Below are 18,829 nucleotides of genomic sequence, written 5' to 3' on the forward strand. Positions count from 1 at the left end.
AACCGGATCGGGACCGCGATGGTAAATCGCCGGCTAAGGTGATCGCTCGAAATCGAGACATCCGATCTTGCGCATGCGCGCGATATCGCTGCGGCATTTACCCGAATTTATCGGAAGCCGTGGTCGAGTGCGCGCTGGCGTCACGCGTGGCGTTGGCTCTGGATGCCCCGGCAACAAGCAAGAAAGCGCATGTCACTCTCCATCACCAGCAGCGTGAGCAGCCGTAGCGCGGCGCGAGGACTGGTGCCGCTGTGCGCCGCCGTGGGCGCCTATCTGTTTTATCTCTCGGCCGGCGAAATCCTGCTGCGCGATTCCGACACGATGTGGCAGATCAGGGTCGGACAATGGATTCTCGAACACGGCGCGATGCCGACATCGGACGTGTTCTCGTTCACCCGTTTCGGCGAGCCCTGGATCTCGAGCTCGTGGCTGTCGCAGGTGATGTACGCGCTCGTCTACGGCGGCGATTGGGCCGGACCGGTGATCCTGTCGTCGATGGCGATCGGCGCGACGGTCGCGATCTTCCTGCATCTGTTGAGCCCGTATTTCGATCCGGCCCGCGCGCTCCTGATCGCGGCGCTGGCGCTGCTGTTGTCGACGATCCACTTTCTGGCGCGGCCGCATGTGCTGGCGCTGCCGGTGCTGCTGGCGTTCATCGGCGGCCTGCTCGCGGCCGCGGATCGCCGCACCTCACCGTCATGGTGGCTGCTGCCGCTGATGACGCTGTGGGCCAATCTGCACGGCGGCTTCGTTCTCGGCCTGGCGCTGATCGGACCGATCGGACTGGAGGCCGTGTGGAATGCGGGGCCCGGCCGCCGCCGTCAGCTTGTCGTGCGATGGGGCCTGTTCGGCCTCGCGGCACTGGCCGCGAGCTGCGTGACGCCCTATGGCTGGAATAGCCTGCTGGGCGCGACCAAGATCCTCAGCCTCGGCAAGTTGCTGACGCTGATCGGGGAATGGAAGCCGGCGGATTTCAGCAAGCCCAGCTTCTTCGAAGCCACGCTGCTCGGCCTGATCGGCCTGATCTGCTATCGCAGGCTGACGCTGTCGGTGCCGCGGATCCTGCTGCTGCTCGGGCTGATCTGGATGGCGCTGAGCCATGTCCGCAACATCGAGGTGTTCGCGTTCATCGCACCGCTGGTGCTCGCCAAGCCGATCGCCGAGCAATGGGCAACCACAGGCGCCGCCGCCGCCCGCTTCGGAGAAACGCGCGCATTCCCCGTCGTCACGATGCTGGCTGTGATCGCGATGGTGATCGGCGCGTGGGTGACGACGGCGATGTTCGTCGCGCAGCATCAGTTCAAATTCCTGCCGATGTTCTCGCCCGTTGCCGCGGTCGATGTGCTGCAGCAGCACAAGGCGCAGCGCGTGTTCAGCACGGCGCCGTTCGGCGGCTACATGGTGAGCCGCGACATGAAGGTGTTCATCGACGGCCGCGCCGAGCTCTATGGCGAGCAATTCGTGCTCGACTATTACGATGCGCTCGATGCGCGCGACGTCGGCCAGCTGCTGGGCCTGCTCGACAAATACCGGATCGATGCCACGCTGCTGAGCTCGGACTCGCCGGCCGGCAACGCACTGGATCATCTGAAGGGCTGGAAGCGGCTGTACAAGGACGACATCGCCGTGATCCATGTGCGCTCGGACGAGACCAAGGCTGGCGCGGCGGCGGGTCAGAGCACGAACTAACCGACGCTGCATAAGCCCAAAATCGCATCGTCGTCCCGTCATCCTGAGGTGCGAGCCTTGCGGCGCAATTGCGCCGCTGGGCGAGCCTCGAAGGATGAATCGGCCACCAGTCGGGCCGTCGATCCTTCGAGACGCCGTTTCGCGGCTCCTCAGGATGACGGGTTTGATCCCCGGCGCTCACAGTTCAACTGCGATCAGCCCCACCCTCAATTCCCCGTCTGGAGCTCGCCGAAGCGATCCCAGGTCTTGCCGTTGAAGCGCATCAGCTGCATCTGATCGACCGGCACGTGGTCGGCCGGTGAGGTGTTGACCTTGATGCCCGGCAGCAGCATCGGCAATTCCAGGCCCTTGATCGCGAATGCCTGACGCAGGATGTTCTCGGTCGAGAGATCGTCGCCGCAGGCTTTCAGCACCGCCTCCAGCGCCATCGCGCTGTTGTAGGCGTTGACGTAATTGGTGTCGTGCTGGTCGCCTTCGGGCACGTATCTGGTCATGAACTCGCGCCAGCCCTTCATGCCGGGATCGTCGCTCCAGGCCGGATCGTCCGGGTCCTTCACATAGGCCGTGGAGATGATGCCGGTGCCGGCTTCGAGGCCGGCCGGCTGCATCACGGTCGAGATCCACACCGCGGTGTTGGACAGGAAGGTCATCGGCCGCCAGCCGATCTCAAAGGCCTTGCGGATCGACTGCGCCGCGAATTTCGGCGTCGCCGCGATCACCAAGACGTCGGCATTGGTGGCCTTCAGCTTGACGATCTGGGAGTCGATCGTCGGGTCCGTGATCTCATAGGTCGCAACGGTAACCAGAGATTCATACTTCTCGCCGAGGACGTCCTTGAGGCCCGCGAGATAGTCGCGGCCGTAGTCGTCGTTCTGCGAGATGACGGCGAACCTTGCATTCGGATTCTTCGCCAGCGCATAACGCGCATACAGCCGTGCCTCGTAGCGGAACGGCGCCTGCACGCCCATCGTCGCCTGCGGGAATTGCGCGATGTCGCCGAATTTCGAGGCGCCGGAGGCCAGGAACAGCTGCGGGATGTTCTTGCCCTGCAGGTACTTTGCGATCGCGGTGTTGTGCGCGGTGCCGATCGAGGAGAAGATCAGCGCGACCTCGTCGCTCTCGACGAGGCGGCGCGTCTGCTCCACCGTCTTCGGCGGCGCGTAGGAATCGTCCAGCGAGATGAGGTTGATCTTGCGGCCATTGATGCCGCCGCGCTCGTTCAGCATCCTGAAATAGCCGGCTTCGCCCTTGCCGAGTGCGCCGAACGCCGACACCGGCCCGCTATAGGGCATGGTCTGGCCGATCCTGATTTCGGTTGATGTGACGCCGCGCATCTCGGCGGCGATGGAAGACGTGGGCAGCAGCAGGAACGAAATGGCGCCAAGCGCGCCGAATGCCTTGCGCATCGGCCTCCCCTCCCCTTTTTCTTGCCGCGCCCTCAGACAACGCGGCCGTGCCGTTTGACGGCTTGTCGCGAGGATGCCACGGCGCCGCAGCGGGAGCCAAGGATATTCGAAAGGCGCGATCTCAGCGCTTGCCGCGGTCCTTGACCGGGATCACGAATTTCAGTCCCGACCAGACGTCATCGACCGCACAGACCTTGACGTCGACGAGGCCGTTCGCGAGCCCGGTTTCGCGGACCTGTCTCTCCGTAAGGTCGGTCGCGACGCCCAAACTTGCCTTCGGCCACGACACCCAGATCATGCCGTCAGGGGCGATCGCCTGACGGTAACACCGCAGCTTGGCCGCAAGCCCCTCGGCCTTGGCGGCGAACAGGTGCACGGCATCGAGCGGTGCCCGTGCGGTCTTCGCCACCAGCACATCGGCGGGCAGTTCGCCGACGACGTCGTCGTAGGGAGCGGACAGCCCGTCGACAAAAATACAAAAGCCCGGCTTGAGGCCGAGCTTTTGCACAACGGGTTTGCCGGACCTGCCGGCCATGGCGGGCGAGGCTTACGCCTGCGGCTGCGGCTCCATGCCGGTGTCCGGATCGGGACGCGGGCGCGGCTTGCCGGCCGGCGGCACGGCGGAGGCGCGCGGCGTCGACGGCTCCAGCACCGACTCGCGGTTGGGCTTCTTGCCCTTCAACAGGTCGATGATCTCGTCGCCGGTCAGCGTCTCGAACTCGAGCAGGCCCTTGGCGAGCGCCTCGAGGTCCTCGCGCTTCTCGGTGAGGATCTTGGTCGCCTCGTTGTAACCTTCCTCGACCAGACGCCTGATCTCGGAGTCGATCTTCTGGACGGTCGCCTCGGACGCGTTCTGCGTGCGCGAGACCGACATGCCGAGGAACACCTCGTCCTGGTTCTCGCCATAGGAGACGGTACCGAGCTCTTCCGAGAGGCCCCAGCGCGTCACCATCATGCGGGCAAGGCGGGTCGCCTGCTCGATGTCGGAGGCCGCGCCCGAGGTCACCTTCTCGCGGCCGAAGATCAGCTCTTCGGCGACGCGGCCACCCATCATGATGGCAAGGCGCGAGGTCATCTGCTCGAGCGACATCGACAGCTTGTCGCGCTCCGGCAGCTGCATCACCATGCCCAGCGCACGGCCGCGCGGAATGATGGTCGCCTTGTGGATCGGATCGGTCGCGACGACGTTGAGGCCGACGATGGCATGGCCGCCCTCGTGATAGGCCGTCAGCAACTTCTCTTCCTCGGTCATCACGAGCGACTTGCGCTCGGCGCCCATCATCACCTTGTCCTTGGCCTCTTCGAACTCGGCCTGCGTCACCATCCGCTTGTTGCGGCGGGCGGCGGTCAGCGCAGCCTCGTTGACGAGGTTCATCAGGTCGGCGCCCGAGAAGCCCGGGGTGCCGCGCGCGATGGTCTTGAGGTTGATATCCGGCGCCAGCGGCACCTTGCGGACGTGGACCTTGAGGATCTGCTCGCGGCCGACGACGTCCGGGTTCGGCACCACGACCTGGCGGTCGAAGCGGCCGGGACGCAGCAGCGCGGGATCAAGCACGTCGGGGCGGTTGGTCGCCGCGATCAGGATCACGCCCTCATTGGCCTCGAAGCCGTCCATCTCGACCAGCAGCTGGTTCAGCGTCTGCTCGCGCTCGTCGTTGCCGCCGCCGAGGCCGGCGCCGCGATGACGGCCGACGGCGTCGATTTCGTCGATGAAGATGATGCAGGGCGCGTTCTTCTTGGCCTGCTCGAACATGTCGCGGACGCGGCTCGCGCCGACGCCGACGAACATCTCGACGAAGTCAGAACCGGAGATGGTGAAGAACGGCACGTTGGCTTCGCCCGCGACCGCGCGCGCGATCAGCGTCTTGCCGGTGCCGGGAGGGCCGACCAGCAGCACGCCGCGCGGAATCCGGCCGCCCAGCCGCTGGAATTTGCCGGGGTCGCGGAGGAATTCGACGATCTCCTGCAGATCCTGCTTGGCCTCGTCGACACCCGCGACGTCCTCGAAGGTGACGCGGCCATGCGCCTCGGTCAGCATCTTGGCGCGCGACTTGCCAAAGCCCATCGCCTTGCCGGCGCCGCCCTGCATCTGCCGCGACAGGAAGATCCACACGCCGATCAGCGCGATGAACGGCAACCAGGAGACGAGCAGCGAAACGAACCACGGCACGTTGTCGCCGGGCGCCTTCGCGGTGATCTGCACCTTGGCGTCGTAGAGGCGCTTCACCAGCGACGGATCGCTCGGCGCGTAGGTCTGGAAGCTCGTGCCGTTGTTGAACGTGCCGTGAATCTCGGGCCCCTGGATCACGACGTCGCGGACATGGCCCTGATCGACCTCAGTGAGAAGCTGCGAGAACGAGATGTCCGAGGACGACGAGCGCTGGCCGGGATTCTGGAAAAGCGTGAACAACGCCAGCAACAGCAAGACAATGATGACCCAGAGGGCGAAATTCCGCAGATTGGCGTTCATGGTCTTCCTTCGTGGTCGCGCGGATCGCGGCCTCTCTCTAATCCTTGGGCAGGCTCTGTGGGAATCCCCAGGGAATCCATCCCGTCGATGCCTTACAATCTAGGTGCCGCTGGGGTCGATGCCAAGGGAACCACGCACGACTATTTACCGCATCCTAGCGCGATTCCCGGTCAAAAAATGGCGCTGAATCCGGTGTTTTTCCGGGGTGGTTAAGCCTCCTTGCCGGATTATGACAGCGATTGAAACAATCGAACCCGGCTCAGCGGGAGCGCGCCCGGCGGGGTGGCGCCGGGCCGATCCTGATACGGCCAGCGGCGACGCTGATGACCGCTCCGGCAAGGGTCTGTTTCAGCTTGGATTCGCGTTGTCCCAAAGTCCCGTCCAAGGCCTCGTCCATCGCGGCGAGCAGGGTTTCGACCTTGCCGAGTTCGGCCGGCCCCTCATGTCCGACGCGGTCGATGGCGCGCTTGAGCAGACGGACGCGGATCTCCTCGGGCATCAGCGGGAGCGCGCCCGGCGGGGTGGCGCCGGGCCGATCCTGATACGGCCAGCGGCGACGCTGATGACCGCTCCGGCAAGGGTCTGTTTCAGCTTGGATTCGCGTTGTCCCAAAGTCCCGTCCAAGGCCTCGTCCATCGCGGCGAGCAGGGTTTCGACCTTGCCGAGTTCGGCCGGCCCCTCATGTCCGACGCGGTCGATGGCGCGCTTGAGCAGACGGACGCGGATCTCCTCGGGCATCACCGCGAACAGCGCAGCGTCGAAGCCCGCGCCGGAATTATCCTCGCTTTTCAACGCAAGATAGTGCTCGGCGCCGTCGACCAGCAGTTCCAGGGCGGCGTTGGCGCGCGCGATCCTTGCGGCAAGCCGCGCCAGGTTCCGCGTGTCGCCGCCCTCCGCCGCCAGCATCGGCATCAGCGCACGGAGCCGCGGACGCGTGAAGGATCGATCGCGGTTGGTCGGATCGTCGGCAAAGCCGATGCGCGCCTTCTTCAGCGTCGCGATCAGCTGCGCCTTGGAGACGTCGAGCAACGGCCGTGTCAGCAAGACGCCGTCGCGCTCGGTCTCGCGCGCCATTGCCGAGAGGCCCGCAACGCCGCTGCCGCGCAGCATCCGCATCAACAGCGTCTCGGCCTGATCGTCACGGGTGTGCGCGGTCAAGATATGCGTGGCGCCATGCTTGCGTGCGGCCTGCGCGAGCAGGCGATAGCGGGCCGCGCGCGCGGCCGCCGGCACGCCCGTTCCAGGCTTTGGTCCGGTCCAGCGCAACGTGTGATGCGGCAGGTCGAGACTTCGCGCCAGCCGCTTGACGTCGCGCGCCTCGCGAGCCGCTTCAGGACGCAGGCCGTGATCGACGGTGACCGCCACCAGCCGCGGGCCCTGCGCGAGCGCGCGGCGCCAGCGTGCGGCCAGCCACATCAGCGCGACTGAATCGGGACCGCCGGACACCGCGAGCAGGATCGCCGGCGCGCCCGCAAGGCCTGCGAACAGGCGCTTGGCGTCCCTTGCCGGGATGGCGGATTGATCGTCGGGCATCGCAAAACCAGCTGCTCGCGGAGAGGCCGGAAGCGGCCTTCCCGCATCTGGTTTAGCACTTCACGCGCTTCTGCTCGCGGTCAACCGCAGCCTTGACCCCGCCGGACGCGCGCGGGTACTTCCGCGAGATCTCGCCGAACGCGGCGCATGCGGCTTCCTTTTCCTTCAGCGCCGCCAGCGACTGGCCGAGCCGCAGCAGCGCGTCGGGCGCCTTCGCGGACTTGTCGAACTTGGTGGTCACGCCGAGGAAGGTTTCCGCAGCGTCGCGATATTGCTGGCGCTGGAAATAGCTTTCGCCGAGCCAGTATTGCGAGTCCGCGACCAGCGGATCGCTCGGATATTTCACCGCAAAGTTCTTCATCGTCTCTTCGGCGAGCGCATAGTCCTTGCGCTGCATGTAGCCGATGCCGAGGTCGAACTCATCCTTCGGCGTAGCCGACGGCGGCAATGTGGTCAGGGCCGCACTCGCGCCGGGGGCACGCTGCGGGCTGGTGTTGCCGAGATCGAGCGGCTCGCCCGCCCCGCGGCCGCCGGGGGCACCGACCGCCGCATTGCTCTGCGCCGGCATCTGGCCGCCGCCACCGAGCACGCGCGGGGCGCCAGGGGCGTTCGGGTTCTGGGTCGGATCGAAGGCATCGCCGCGACCGCGGCGGCCGGAAGCGGTCGCCGGCGCCGGTTCCTGCGCGATCGGCGCGGGCGCCGCGATCTGCTGCTGGTCATAGCCGCCCTGCGGCTGCCTCCCATATCCTTGCTGCGGCTGGCCGTAGCCTTGCTGGGGTTGGGCGTAGCCCGGCTGCGCTTGCGGGTAGGTCTGCGGTTGCTGCGCCGGCGGCACCGCCGCAACACCGGGCTGCACCGCTGGGGCCTGTCCGCCAGGGCCGGGCGGCTGGCCGCCAAGCTGGCGCAAGCGCTCCTCGAGCTGACGGTTGCGGTATTGCAGTTCCTCGTTCTGGCCGGTCAGCTGCCGCAGCTGGTTCTCGAGCCGCTCGATCCGCATTTCGGCATCGGAATCGTCGGATTGGGCAAACACTGGCGCGGAAACGGCGAACAGCGCCGCGATCGCCGCGGCGGAAGAAAGAAAATGAATCCTGGATGACATTTTGCCCTGACGACGAGATCGACGTGAAAAGCGAGCGACATTGAAAGACGGAGTACGCCAGAATTGTGACTGGCAGTTCAAATCCGGGTCAGCGTCGCGGGATACCGGTTTAGTACGGACGCTGGAACAAGCAAGCGGCCAATTGCGCGCAACTTTGTTCATCTTGACGACGGCAGGCCGGGCTTTCACGCGGCCAAAACAAAACCGGCGCCCGAAGGCGCCGGCTTGAAAGCAGTTATCTCGGATCGCGTCAGGAGCTGGCGTTCAGCACGGTGACGGCGCGACGATTCTGCGACCAGCAGGAGATGTCGTTACAGACCGCGACCGGACGCTCCTTGCCGTAGGAAATGGTGCGCATGCGGCTCGGATCGATGCCGCGCGAGGCGAGATAGGCGCGGACCGACTGGGCACGGCGGGCACCGAGCGCGATGTTGTATTCGCGGGTGCCGCGCTCGTCGGCATGACCTTCGATGGTGAACGAGTAACGGTTATAGGTCTGCAGCCACTGCGCCTGCTTGTCGAGGGTCGCCGTCGCCTGCGGGCTCAGATCGGTCTGATCGCTCTCAAAGAACACGCGGTCGCCGACATTGACCACGAAATCCTGCTGACTGCCCGGGGTCGCGGCGCCCCCAATCGCGCCATTGGCGTCCAACGGGTTCTTGTTGGCGCAGGCACCCATCGACAGTGCCACCGCCAGAACCGCAACCAGCTTCATACCCTGGAGATAATTCATTCCCGGAGCCTCCACGCTCGCGCTCTTCGTACTACCCAATCGGTCTACAGGGCGATGGTTAAGCGAACGTTCCGTCAACCTTGACGAGACCTTGCTCAACCCCATCAAATGCCAGGCAATGGCGAAAAGCGCCCCCGATGGTTAATGGGTGGCAAATGTGGCGCGATGGTGAAGGGAAGGCAAGGCTCGCGGGAACCGGCCGCTTTTGCAGGACAATTTGGCCTGCGGGCAACAGTCGATCGACGCTGACTCGATAAGAATGCCGATTCCCTCAGGGATTCGGCACGATCGACGCGCGCTCGAACGGCTGCACGACGCCGTCGGGCTGCAACTGGCCTTCGCGGTCGAACAGCATTCGCCGCTCGAAGGCGCTCGAGCGCAGGAACGGATAGCGGGCCAGCACGCGTTCCCGCACCGTCGGCAGATGCGACGCCATCAAGCCGACCGGCTTCACCAGCCCGGGATAGAGCCGCGGCTCCGACCAGGTCTCGTGCAGGAACACGCGCCGGTAGAACGCCATGTGCTCGGGCCGGACCGGCGCCAGGCCGTAATCGGCATTGAAATGCACGCCCGCGGTCGAGCCGAGGCGCACCGTGACATAGGGCAGTTCCGGAGTGTTCCGGGCCTTGTCGGGATCCGCGACGAAGCGCGTCGAGTCGATGAAGACCAGACCCTGATCAAGCTTCGGCAGCAGCACGTCGCCGAACACCTCGAGCGTCGGCGAGGTGCGCCATTCCGGCGTCACCACGGTGATGCGGATCGAGCTGCAGAGTTCGCCTTGCAGATAGACACCGAACACCCAGGCATTCGGCGCATCATCGAACCGGTCGACGACCCGCTCGTCCGCCGAGGGCCGGATCGCGCCTTCGCGCAGATAGGCGCGATAGCGAAGCCGGTAGATCTCGTCTTTCTGTTCCGGGGTCTGAGCGAGGCGGTAGTCGACTTGATCCAGAGGGTCCGCAAGCCTTCCTGTCGCGGGCTTGATGGCTTCGGCCGCGGACCTCATTTGGTACTCCTTGAACAACTCAACAACTTCAACGCGCGAGCCAAAAGATTAACAGCTTCTTAATTTCCGTCAAAGCAATCGAGGCAATACAGTTAATCTCTCGCCGCAAGGGGCACACTACGAATGGTGCAGCCGAAGGCTCTCACAACTATCGATTGAGGGTATTGCGCCGGGCTTAAGCGATCGAGCGCGAGGGAACCACGTGCAGTTGCTCGTCGGTCCGCCGGCCGTGCGAGGCATTGAGCAGCTGGCGGATGCGGACGGAGGGAACCGGCCGGCTGAACAGGTATCCCTGTGCTTCGGTCACCGCGCCATCGGCACTGATCAGTTCGAGCTGTTCATTGGTCTCGATACCCTCGACCACGACCGACATGCCGAGATCCGCCGACAGCCGCGCCACCCCGCGCAGCAGCGTCAGCGGACGGTCGCTGTCGATGCCCTCGAGGAAGGAGCGGTCGATCTTGACCTTCTGCAGCGGGAAATTGTGCAGGTAGCTGAGCGACGAGTAGCCGGTGCCGAAATCGTCCAGCGAGATCCGCACGCCGAGCGAGCGCAGCTGGGACAGCACGTCGTGGGTCAGCTCGGTGTTGTGCAGCAGCGAGGATTCGGTGATCTCGATCTCGAGACGGTGCGCCGGCAGGCCGGAGACCTCAAGCGCGTAGCGAACCTCGCTCAAGACGTCGCGCTGGTGGAACTGCTGCGGCGAGAAGTTGACCGCGACGCTGACCGCCTCGGGCCACTTCATGCATTCCATGCAGGCCTTGCGCAGGATCCAGCGGCCAAGATCGACGATCAGGCCCATGTCCTCGGCGACCGGAATGATGTCGACCGGAGAGACCGTGCCGCGCGCCGGATGGTTCCAGCGCAACAGCGCCTCGCAGGTGCTCACCTTGCCGGACTTCAGGTTGATCAGCGGCTGGTAGAACAGCTCGAATTCCTCGTTGGCGAGCGCCTTGCGCAGGTCGAGCTCGAGGATGCGGCGGGCCTCGACGGTTTGCGCCATCTCGTCGCGGAAGAAGCAGAAGGTGCCGCGGCCGTCGGCCTTGGCGCGGTAGAGCGCCATGTCGGCGTTCTTCAGCAACGTGTCGGCGCCGACGCCGGGCGCGGTCATCGCGATGCCGACGCTGGCGCCGATCTCGACCAGGTGGTTGTCGATCTTGTAGCGCTCGCTAAGGCGGTCGACGATACGCCGCGCCAGCGCGGCGGCGTCCTCATGCGAGTGGATGTTCTGCTGGAACACCACGAACTCGTCGCCGCCGAACCGCGCCACGAAATCCTCCGGCCGCAGCATCTCACGCAGCCGCTCGGCGACCGCGCAGAGCAGCTGGTCGCCGCAGGGATGACCGAGCGTATCGTTGACCTGCTTGAACTGGTCGAGGTCGACGAACAGCAATGCGGAACGATGATCGCCGTGCTGCATGGCGAGCAGCCGGCCGATCTCGTCGCGGAAATTGACGCGGTTGGGCAGCGCGGTCAGCTCGTCGTAGCGCGCGAGGTGGCTGATCCGGGCCTCGGCGTCCTTGCGCTCGGTGATGTCCTCGACCAGCACCACCGTGCCGCCGCCGGCCATCGGCTGGAAGGTCCAGTCCAGCGAGCGGTTCTTGGTGGGATCGGGGTCGCTGGTGACGATATCGCCGCGCTGCGAGCTCTCGACCTCGTAGAGAATCTGCTGCGCGGCCGCGGCCGAGATCGAGCCGGACAGGACGCAGGCGTTGCAGATGTCGGTGGCGCTGGCGCCGCGCTGCACGTAATCGTCCGACAGCTGCATCATCTCGATGAAGCGGTGGTTCATCACCGCAACGCGGCCATCGGCGCTGAACATGCACAGGCCATGCGGCATGTTGTTCAGCGCGGTATCGAACTGGCCCGCCAGCGCGGCCTCGCGCTCCTTGGCGATCCAGGCGTTGACGTAGATGCGCTGCAGGCTGGAGGTCAGGTGCCGGATGGCGCTGAAGAACACCAGGCTGAGCAGCGCGAGGGCGATGTGATAGGGGCCGCCGACATACATCAGCGTCAGGATCAAGGGACCGATCGACATCAACAGATGCAGGTGGAAGATCTGCGGCCGGCCGAAGGTCCGCCCTACCCCCGCCGAGGTGTAGGCGACCACCGTGGTCACGCAGAGCATGTGCGCGGCGGCATCCCTGGTCGTGAGCAGCACGGTAACGCCCCAGATGCCGAGCGAAATGCCGTAGGCGATGGTGCCGATCCGGTAGCGCTTCTCCCAGGTCACGGACTCTTCGACGGTGAGCCGGGAATTGCGCTGCTGGTAGCGGTACATCTGCAGCGCGCGCGCCAGCCCCACCACGATGAACAGCGGCACGCACAGCCAGCACAACAGATTGCTCGTGACAGCCGCAATCACGGCGCCCGCAATGGCGGGGCCGAAGGCGCCGAAGATCATGGGCGCGGGGTTCATGAACAGGGAATCGACCAGCGCCGCCGAAATCGTCGGCGACATCGACCGGTCCGGTTCACCCGTCTGACTTGCAAACTGCATTGTGAGAGCGCGCGTCCTTTTCAGCTCGCACTCTTACTGATCGCAGGTGAAGTCTTTCTGAGCGAACATCGTTAGCAAGTCCTTGCCGCGCCCAGACGACGGCCGGAATTCACCATGAAATTCAGTGCGCTAGGTGAGAAGCTGCGATCGCCGCCGGGGTTCCCGGAGCAGCTCTGCGCCCAGCTCACGACAACAGCGGCGACCAGGCTGGGTCGGAGGCAAAGCCCGGGGTCGGCACCCGCAGCTCGTTGCGCCCGGAGACGTCGATGGTAAACAGCGACGGGCCGCTGTTGCCGCCGGGATCGCGGAAGAACATCAAGACGCGCCCGTTCGGGGCAAAGGTCGGGCCTTCATTGTGGAAGCCCGAGGTCAGGATGCGCTCGCCCGAGCCGTCGGGTTTCATGATGCCGATCGCGAACTGCCCGCCGCCCTGCTTGGTGAAGGCGATGTAGTCGCCGCGCGGCGACCATACCGGCGTCGAATAGGTGCCGTCGCCGAACGAGATGCGCTGTGCGGCGCCGCCGGTTGCCGGCATCACATAGATCTGCGGCTTGCCGCCGCGATCGGATTCGAAGCAGAGCCGCGTGCCGTCGGGCGCATAGGACGGCGAGGTGTCGATCGCCGGCGTGTCGGTCAGCCGCGTCATCGACTTCGAGCGCAGATCCATCACGAACAGGTTGGAGTTGCCGCCCTGCTGCAGGCTCATGATGACGCGCTGGCCGTCGGGCGAGAAGCGCGGCGAGAACGACATGCCCGGGAAGTTGCCGACGATCTCGCGCTGGCCGGTCTCGATGTTGAGCAGATAGACGCGCGGGTCGCCCTGCCCGAATTCCATATAGGTGATTTCCTGGGTCGACGGCGAGAAGCGCGGCGTCAGCACGAGGTCCGAGCCGCGGGTCAGGTAGCGCACATTGGCGCCGTCCTGGTCCATCAGCGCAAGGCGCTTGACGCGGCGATCCGCCGAGCCGCTCTCGTCGACGAACACGACGCGGGTATCGAAATAACCCTTCTCGCCGGTCATCCGCTCGTAGATCTGATCGGAGATGATGTGGGCGATGCGCCGCCAGTATTCGGCCGAGGTGTCGTACTGCTGGCCGGCGAGCTGCTGGCCGGTGTTGACGTCCCAGAGCCGGAATTCCGCCTTCACGCGCCCGTTGCCCTGGCGTGTCATGCGGCCGGTCACCAGCGCCTGCGCGTTGATGCTCTTCCAGTTGTTGAAGTTCGGCGCCGCGTCGATGTTGATCTGCTTCTCGAGATAGGCGGCCTGATCGATCGGCGCGAACAATCCGCTGCGCTTCAGGTTGTTGGTGATCACCTGCGTGACGCCGACGCCGACTTCAGCATCGCCAGGCGTGCCGGCGGCGAAGTTCGGGATCGCGATCGGCACCGGCGCGAACTCGCCCTCGGTGATGGTGATCCGCTTCTGGGCGGATGCGGGGGCGGTGAGACCACCCAGCATCGCGCCGGCGGACGCCATTCCGGCCAGGATCTGCCGGCGGCTCGGACGGAACAGCGTTTCAGGCAATCGGATCTTGTCAATCATCGCTCGAACTCATGCTCGTAAACGGTAGCGTGCAATTTCAGCTCTGCCTCTCGGTGAAGGCCGGCTCAAAGAACTGCCACTCCTCAAAGAATGCTGGAGGCAATCGATAGGGCTGGCACTCGATGATCGCGCGCAAGCCGCTCTCCTGATACACCCGAAGATAAGGCGTCTTCGCGTTTCCTACCACGACCGGCATGCCTTCCAGCGTGCCGTCGCGCTTCAAATGGATGGAGAACACGGCTTCTGCCATCTGCGCCTCTATTCCACCGTAAGGCTTCTTCCAGCAGCGTTCGACCTGCTGCCGGAACATCGCGCCCCAGGTCGCGGAATTGTCGGCCGCCTTGCCCTTTGCGGTGCCGAGCGCCGCATTGGCATTGAGCGTATCGCCGGTCGCCGCGGCGCGTGTCGGGTCACGCTTGTCGAGCAGGGCTGCGATCTTGCTCTGGTCGAACACGCGATCCTTCGGCTTCTGCTCCGGCGGCGGCTTGGCGGCCTGTGCAACCGGCTTCGGCGGCGGCTTCTTCTCTTCCTTCTTGATCGCTTCGGCGATCGGGTCGGGCTTCACCGGATCGGGCTTCTTCTCGACCGGCTTCGGCTCTTCCTTCGGCTTGTTCTCGACCTTCTTCGGCGGATCCGGCTTCTTGTCTTCCGGCTTCTCCACCTTCGGCGCCGGCTGCGGCGCGGTGTCGGTCACGACAGGGGGCTTTTTCTCCTCGACCTTGCCGACGGTGTCGTCGACCGGCTTGGCTTCGGCGACCTTGTCGACCAGCGGCTTGGGATTTTCCTTCTTGCCGTCCTTCTGACCGGCCATGACATGGGAGAGCTGGTCGGGCGAGATCACGTCGACGGCAACCGACTCCTCTTCAGGCATCACGTACGCCTTGGTCGACCACGACACGAGGCCCCACCCGATCACGAGGACGTGCAGGACAATCGATGCCGCCAGAGTCTTGTCGACCTTGACCTTCAAATCAGGCTTCCCCGTGCCTTGGCATGGTGGTTATCCGCCTTCCGGGATGATGACGATATTCGCCTTGAATCCCGCGGCCCGGACCTCCCCGAGCAGTTTCATCATATCCGTGTAACAGACGTCCTTGTCGCCGCGCAGATAGACCACTTTTTCGGCATCCGACCGGGCGTCACCGATCGCCTTGATCTTGGCCGGAAAGTCGGCGGCCGTGACCGGCGCGTCACCCAGATAGAGCTCGACATTCGAGTTGCAGCCGCCGCCGGTGCGCTTGACCGACAACGTCAGCGGCGGCTGGTTCGACGAGATCGACTTGCCGCCGCTCGCCACCGGCAGGTCGATGTCGATGTTCGACGTCATCAGCGGCGCCGCCACCATGAAGATGATCAGCAGCACCAGCATCACGTCGACCATCGGCGTGACGTTGATCTCGGCCATGACCGGCTTGCGCCCGCCGCGGCGGCGTCTGCCTCCGCCGGACCCTGCCATGCTCATCGCCATGATCGCACACCCGCAAAAGTGACCATCGTCTAACTCAACCCCGCTCGTCGATCTGACGCGACAGGATGGCGGAGAACTCGTCGGCGAAGCCCTCCAGGCGCGCGGCCTGCCGGTTCACCTCCGAAGTGAACTTATTGTAGAAAATAGTCGCCGGAATTGCGGCAATCAGGCCGATTGCGGTGGCAAACAGCGCTTCCGCGATACCGGGCGCCACCACGGCCAAAGAGGTATTTTTGGAGGCCGCGATCGACTGGAAGCTCGACATGATGCCCCAGACGGTGCCGAACAGGCCGACAAAGGGGCCCGCCGAGCCCACGGTGGCGAGCACCAGCAGCCGGCGTTCCAGCCGCTCCACCTCCCGGGCGATCGAGACGTTCATGACCTTCTCGATCCGCGCCTGCAGACCGGCAAAGGACCGCGACTGGCTCTCGAAGGAGCGCTTCCACTCCCGCATCGCCGCGACGAAACACGCTGCCATCGACTGGGTCGGCTTGGCCGAGAGCGCCCGGTAGAGTTCCTCGATCGACTGGCCGGACCAGAAGGCCTGCTCGAACTTGTCCATGGCCCGCTTGGTGCGGGCGTAGAGCAGGATCTTGTCGATTGCGATCGCCCAGACCCACACCGAGCAGGACAGAAGTCCCAACATCACGCATTTGACGACCCAATGGGCCTGCCAGAACAGCGCGATCAGCGACACGTCGCTCGATGCCAGTGGCAGAGTTGACTGAGCCACGTCGGCGGGATTCATCGGCAATATCCTCTCAACGCAAGTGTCCCAATTCGGCGGGCCGCCAATCGGCACCCCTTCCACGGCCGCGCCCGGCGCGGCAAAACTGCGCGAGAGCCTCTTACATCTGTCGCATGGGGGGCCCGTCCAAAAGCCGGGCCCTGCTTCCCCTGCCAACATGTCAAAACGAGGGCTTTTCACGCGTCATTCCGACCCTAACCAAACGCTATTCATGGTTAAGGCGAGGTTACCAAAGGGAAATTTGGAGGCGGGAAATGCCGCCGGCCGGGGAGGTTGGCGGGTTCCACAGATGAACAGTTTCCGCGGCATGGAAGGTGACGAGACCCCTCCCCACGTCGTCCCGGCCTAGTGCGCAATTGCGCACGGGGGGCCGGGACCTATGACCACCGCACTCAATCATGAACGGGATTGTGGCCCCAGCGCGCGCAACAATTGAGATTTGGGGTAATGGCTCCCGGCCTTCGCCGGGACGACGGGAAGGATGGTTCTCGATTCTAGTTGCCACACCACGCGGTGTCATCACCCGTGCATGCGCATGCGGGTGATCCAGTATTCCAGAGACGGCGGTGCCGAGGGGATCTCACGTCAAATGCCGCACGATCGCGAGCCCGGCGAACAGGCCGGCGATCGAGAGCGCCACCGAGCCTGCGACATACAGCACCGCAAGGCCGAGCTCGCCGCGCTCATAGAGCAGCGCGGTGTCGAGCGAGAAGGCGGAGAAGGTGGTGTAGCCGCCGAGGATGCCGGTCATCAAAAATAGCCGCCAGGGCTGCGAGGCATCGCCCCTGAAGGCGAGATAGCCGGCGATCAGGCCCATCACGGTCGAGCCCGTGATGTTGATGATGAAGGTGCCGTAGGGAAATGCGGTGCCGATGCAGCGCGCGCAGGTGACGTTGATCAATTGCCGCAGCGTGGCGCCGAGACCGCCGCCGAAGAAGACGAGGAGATAGCTTGCCGCGTTACCCACCAATGCCCCCGCTGGTGTGTGTCGAGTGAGGGCGCATCTTGCCGCACACTCAAATCACCCACCCCTGAAAGGGGAGGGTCGACGCGAATGAAATGAGCGGCGGGGCGGGGTCACAGTCTCTCCATTGAGAGACTGCTCGTGTTGAGAGATGACCCCTCCCCGTTTCGCATTTCGCTTCGCTGCATGCGAAACGACCCTCCCCTTTCAGGGGAGGGTGAAGAAATATGCGACGGTCGAAGCCGCGTTTAGCCGGCCTTGCCGAACAGCTCGTCGACATAGTCCCAGTTGACGAGATTTTCGACGAACGCCTTCAGATAGTCCGGACGGCGGTTGCGGTAGTCGATGTAGTAGGAGTGCTCCCAGACGTCGACGCCGAGGATCGGCACCGCGCCATGAACCAGCGGGTTCTCGCCGTTCGGGGTCTTGGCGACCTCGAGCTTGCCGCCCTTGACCTGCAGCCAGGCCCAGCCGGAGCCGAACTGGCCGGCGCCGGCGGCGGCGAAGTCGGCCTTGAACTTGTCGAAGCCACCGAGGTCTTCATTGATCTTCTTCTCCAGCCGGCCGGGCAGCTTGCTGCCGCCGCCATTCGGCTTCATCCACTTCCAGAAATGGATGTGGTTGTAGTGCTGACCGGCATTGTTGAAGACGGCCGCGTTCTTGCCGAACGAACCCTTCACGATCTCCTCGAGGGACTTGCCTTCGAATTCGGTCCCCTTGATCGCGTTGTTGCCGTTGGTGACGTAGGCCTGGTGATGCTTGTCGTGGTGAAACTCCAGCGTTTCCTTGGACATGTAGGGCGCAAGGGCGTCGTGGGCGTAGGGCAGATCGGGTAGCGTGAAGGTCATGGGGTAATGTCCAACAGAGGGTGGGAGACTACACTTAACGGGTCCCCCTTATAGAAGGTTCCATCGCGGAGAAACACCGCATTTTCGGATCGCCTATGACAGATCGGCACAGCCCGAACCAAGACCAAGGACCCAGACGATGAGCATCGAAATCGACATTCTCAACGGAGATGCATCGTGGAAGCGCGCCGAGCCGCTGCTCCAGGCGGTCTGGAGCCCGGATGCCGCCGAGAAACCAGCCTGGGCGGACATCAAATGGGCCCACGCGGATCTGCGCGTGCTGCTCGATGCGCCCGACGACAGCGGGCTCGCCTGCCATGTCGGTATCTATTTCCGGACCATCACCTGGAATGGCCACAAGGTGCATGTCGGCGGCATCGGCGGAGTCTCGACCCGCGCGGACTGCCGGCGGCGCGGCTATGCGTCACCCGCGCTCGATGCCGCCGTGCACACCATTCGTGCCAACGACGCGGTGAAATTTGCAATCTTATTCTGCGAGCCGCACAATTTCGCATTCTACCAGGCGCGCGGCTGGCATCCCTTCAGCGGCGAAGTTTATTGCGAACAGCCTTCCGGGCAGATCCGCTTCGAGGCGATGGCGCCGTTCGTCAACGACATCGTCCGCGCGCCGCGCCAGGGCAAGATCGACCTATGCGGCCTGCCGTGGTGACCCCTGCGCGGGTGGCGGTGGCCTGAACGGCCTGCGCATCGTAGCATGTCGATCATCATTTATTGACGACAGGCTTTCACAAAGTGACCTCGAACCGCAGCTGCGAGCAAACTGCGCCCCCTCTCCCGCTTGCGGGGTCCGGGGCGAGCGAA

17 protein-coding genes are annotated in these 18,829 nt (G+C 64.6%); 2 read left to right on the forward strand and 15 right to left on the reverse strand.

Translation table 11 applies throughout. The annotated features are described in order from the left end of the window. The first annotated feature begins 189 nt into the window (after nt 1-189). Nucleotides 190-1,689: a hypothetical protein gene (locus tag XI02_RS38690; RefSeq protein WP_018268749.1), complete on the forward strand. Its 1,500-nt coding sequence runs from the start codon at nt 190-192 to the stop codon at nt 1,687-1,689. A gap of 206 nt (nt 1,690-1,895) precedes the next feature. Here XI02_RS38690 and XI02_RS38695 read toward each other — a convergent pair whose 3' ends face one another. From XI02_RS38695 to XI02_RS38765, 15 genes are all read right to left on the reverse strand, one after another. Continuing rightward, nucleotides 1,896-3,095 carry an ABC transporter substrate-binding protein gene (locus tag XI02_RS38695; RefSeq protein ID WP_069280143.1) on the reverse strand — a complete coding sequence of 400 codons (1,200 nt, stop codon included), beginning with the start codon at nt 3,093-3,095 and terminating at the stop codon, nt 1,896-1,898. A gap of 121 nt (nt 3,096-3,216) precedes the next feature. Then, on the reverse strand, nt 3,217-3,630 hold the full coding sequence (locus tag XI02_RS38700; protein ID WP_172646759.1) for a DUF3052 family protein: 414 nt from the start codon (nt 3,628-3,630) through the stop codon (nt 3,217-3,219). Between the two features lie 12 nt (nt 3,631-3,642). Next, nucleotides 3,643-5,565 carry an ATP-dependent zinc metalloprotease FtsH gene (gene ftsH, locus XI02_RS38705; RefSeq protein ID WP_018268750.1) on the reverse strand — a complete coding sequence of 641 codons (1,923 nt, stop codon included), beginning with the start codon at nt 5,563-5,565 and terminating at the stop codon, nt 3,643-3,645. 259 nt (nt 5,566-5,824) lie between these two features. Further along, complete coding sequence (locus XI02_RS38710) at nt 5,825-6,064, reverse strand: hypothetical protein (protein ID WP_194483283.1); 240 nt, start codon at nt 6,062-6,064, stop codon at nt 5,825-5,827. Then, nucleotides 6,064-7,098 (reverse strand): tRNA lysidine(34) synthetase TilS, encoded by a 1,035-nt coding sequence (gene tilS, locus XI02_RS38715; protein WP_172646758.1) that lies wholly within the window; start codon nt 7,096-7,098, stop codon nt 6,064-6,066. Before tilS ends, XI02_RS38710 begins: the two co-directional genes overlap by 1 nt. Before the next feature lie 52 nt (nt 7,099-7,150). Beyond that, nucleotides 7,151-8,197: a tol-pal system protein YbgF gene (ybgF, locus tag XI02_RS38720; RefSeq protein WP_194483284.1), complete on the reverse strand. Its 1,047-nt coding sequence runs from the start codon at nt 8,195-8,197 to the stop codon at nt 7,151-7,153. Nucleotides 8,198-8,447: 250 nt separating this feature from the next. Then, nucleotides 8,448-8,930: a peptidoglycan-associated lipoprotein Pal gene (gene pal / locus XI02_RS38725; RefSeq protein WP_016846948.1), complete on the reverse strand. Its 483-nt coding sequence runs from the start codon at nt 8,928-8,930 to the stop codon at nt 8,448-8,450. Between the two features lie 271 nt (nt 8,931-9,201). Next, nucleotides 9,202-9,936 (reverse strand): hypothetical protein, encoded by a 735-nt coding sequence (locus tag XI02_RS38730; RefSeq protein ID WP_038376456.1) that lies wholly within the window; start codon nt 9,934-9,936, stop codon nt 9,202-9,204. A gap of 175 nt (nt 9,937-10,111) precedes the next feature. Then, nucleotides 10,112-12,436, reverse strand: coding sequence for a bifunctional diguanylate cyclase/phosphodiesterase (locus XI02_RS38735; RefSeq protein WP_172646757.1), 2,325 nt, complete (start codon nt 12,434-12,436; stop codon nt 10,112-10,114). Between the two features lie 184 nt (nt 12,437-12,620). Then, a complete protein-coding gene (tolB, locus tag XI02_RS38740) occupies nt 12,621-13,979 on the reverse strand; it encodes a Tol-Pal system beta propeller repeat protein TolB (protein ID WP_172646756.1) in 1,359 nt (452 codons plus the stop codon). A 37-nt stretch (nt 13,980-14,016) separates the two neighbouring features. Then, nucleotides 14,017-14,949 carry a cell envelope integrity protein TolA gene (locus XI02_RS38745; protein WP_016846952.1) on the reverse strand — a complete coding sequence of 311 codons (933 nt, stop codon included), beginning with the start codon at nt 14,947-14,949 and terminating at the stop codon, nt 14,017-14,019. A gap of 30 nt (nt 14,950-14,979) precedes the next feature. Then, nucleotides 14,980-15,447 carry a biopolymer transporter ExbD gene (locus XI02_RS38750; protein WP_016846953.1) on the reverse strand — a complete coding sequence of 156 codons (468 nt, stop codon included), beginning with the start codon at nt 15,445-15,447 and terminating at the stop codon, nt 14,980-14,982. A 34-nt stretch (nt 15,448-15,481) separates the two neighbouring features. Beyond that, nucleotides 15,482-16,195, reverse strand: a complete 714-nt coding sequence (gene tolQ / locus XI02_RS38755; protein WP_016846954.1) for a protein TolQ — start codon at nt 16,193-16,195, stop codon at nt 15,482-15,484. A 580-nt stretch (nt 16,196-16,775) separates the two neighbouring features. Continuing rightward, nucleotides 16,776-17,162, reverse strand: a complete 387-nt coding sequence (gene crcB, locus XI02_RS38760; RefSeq protein ID WP_016846955.1) for a fluoride efflux transporter CrcB — start codon at nt 17,160-17,162, stop codon at nt 16,776-16,778. Nucleotides 17,163-17,407: 245 nt separating this feature from the next. After that, on the reverse strand, nt 17,408-18,007 hold the full coding sequence (locus XI02_RS38765) for a superoxide dismutase (protein WP_016846956.1): 600 nt from the start codon (nt 18,005-18,007) through the stop codon (nt 17,408-17,410). 139 nt (nt 18,008-18,146) lie between these two features. Between XI02_RS38765 and XI02_RS38770 the strand changes: the two genes are divergently transcribed. After that, nucleotides 18,147-18,677 carry a GNAT family N-acetyltransferase gene (locus XI02_RS38770; protein ID WP_172646755.1) on the forward strand — a complete coding sequence of 177 codons (531 nt, stop codon included), beginning with the start codon at nt 18,147-18,149 and terminating at the stop codon, nt 18,675-18,677. Nucleotides 18,678-18,829 lie beyond the last annotated feature (152 nt).

Source organism: Bradyrhizobium sp. CCBAU 21365, assembly GCF_015291305.1.
GTDB classification, from domain to species: domain Bacteria; phylum Pseudomonadota; class Alphaproteobacteria; order Rhizobiales; family Xanthobacteraceae; genus Bradyrhizobium; species Bradyrhizobium elkanii.

Excerpts from the sequence above, each read along its gene's own strand:
- XI02_RS38690 (WP_018268749.1), top strand. The coding sequence starts at position 190 with ATGTCACTCTCCATCACCAGCAGCGTGAGCAGCCGTAGCGCGGCGCGA.
- XI02_RS38695 (WP_069280143.1), bottom strand. The coding sequence starts at position 3,095 with ATGCGCAAGGCATTCGGCGCGCTTGGCGCCATTTCGTTCCTGCTGCTG.
- XI02_RS38700 (WP_172646759.1), bottom strand. The coding sequence starts at position 3,630 with ATGGCCGGCAGGTCCGGCAAACCCGTTGTGCAAAAGCTCGGCCTCAAG.
- ftsH (WP_018268750.1), bottom strand. The coding sequence starts at position 5,565 with ATGAACGCCAATCTGCGGAATTTCGCCCTCTGGGTCATCATTGTCTTG.
- XI02_RS38710 (WP_194483283.1), bottom strand. The coding sequence starts at position 6,064 with ATGCCCGAGGAGATCCGCGTCCGTCTGCTCAAGCGCGCCATCGACCGC.
- tilS (WP_172646758.1), bottom strand. The coding sequence starts at position 7,098 with ATGCCCGACGATCAATCCGCCATCCCGGCAAGGGACGCCAAGCGCCTG.
- ybgF (WP_194483284.1), bottom strand. The coding sequence starts at position 8,197 with ATGTCATCCAGGATTCATTTTCTTTCTTCCGCCGCGGCGATCGCGGCG.
- pal (WP_016846948.1), bottom strand. The coding sequence starts at position 8,930 with ATGAATTATCTCCAGGGTATGAAGCTGGTTGCGGTTCTGGCGGTGGCA.
- XI02_RS38730 (WP_038376456.1), bottom strand. The coding sequence starts at position 9,936 with ATGAGGTCCGCGGCCGAAGCCATCAAGCCCGCGACAGGAAGGCTTGCG.
- XI02_RS38735 (WP_172646757.1), bottom strand. The coding sequence starts at position 12,436 with ATGCAGTTTGCAAGTCAGACGGGTGAACCGGACCGGTCGATGTCGCCG.
- tolB (WP_172646756.1), bottom strand. The coding sequence starts at position 13,979 with ATGATTGACAAGATCCGATTGCCTGAAACGCTGTTCCGTCCGAGCCGC.
- XI02_RS38750 (WP_016846953.1), bottom strand. The coding sequence starts at position 15,447 with ATGGCGATGAGCATGGCAGGGTCCGGCGGAGGCAGACGCCGCCGCGGC.
- tolQ (WP_016846954.1), bottom strand. The coding sequence starts at position 16,195 with ATGAATCCCGCCGACGTGGCTCAGTCAACTCTGCCACTGGCATCGAGC.
- XI02_RS38765 (WP_016846956.1), bottom strand. The coding sequence starts at position 18,007 with ATGACCTTCACGCTACCCGATCTGCCCTACGCCCACGACGCCCTTGCG.
- XI02_RS38770 (WP_172646755.1), top strand. The coding sequence starts at position 18,147 with ATGAGCATCGAAATCGACATTCTCAACGGAGATGCATCGTGGAAGCGC.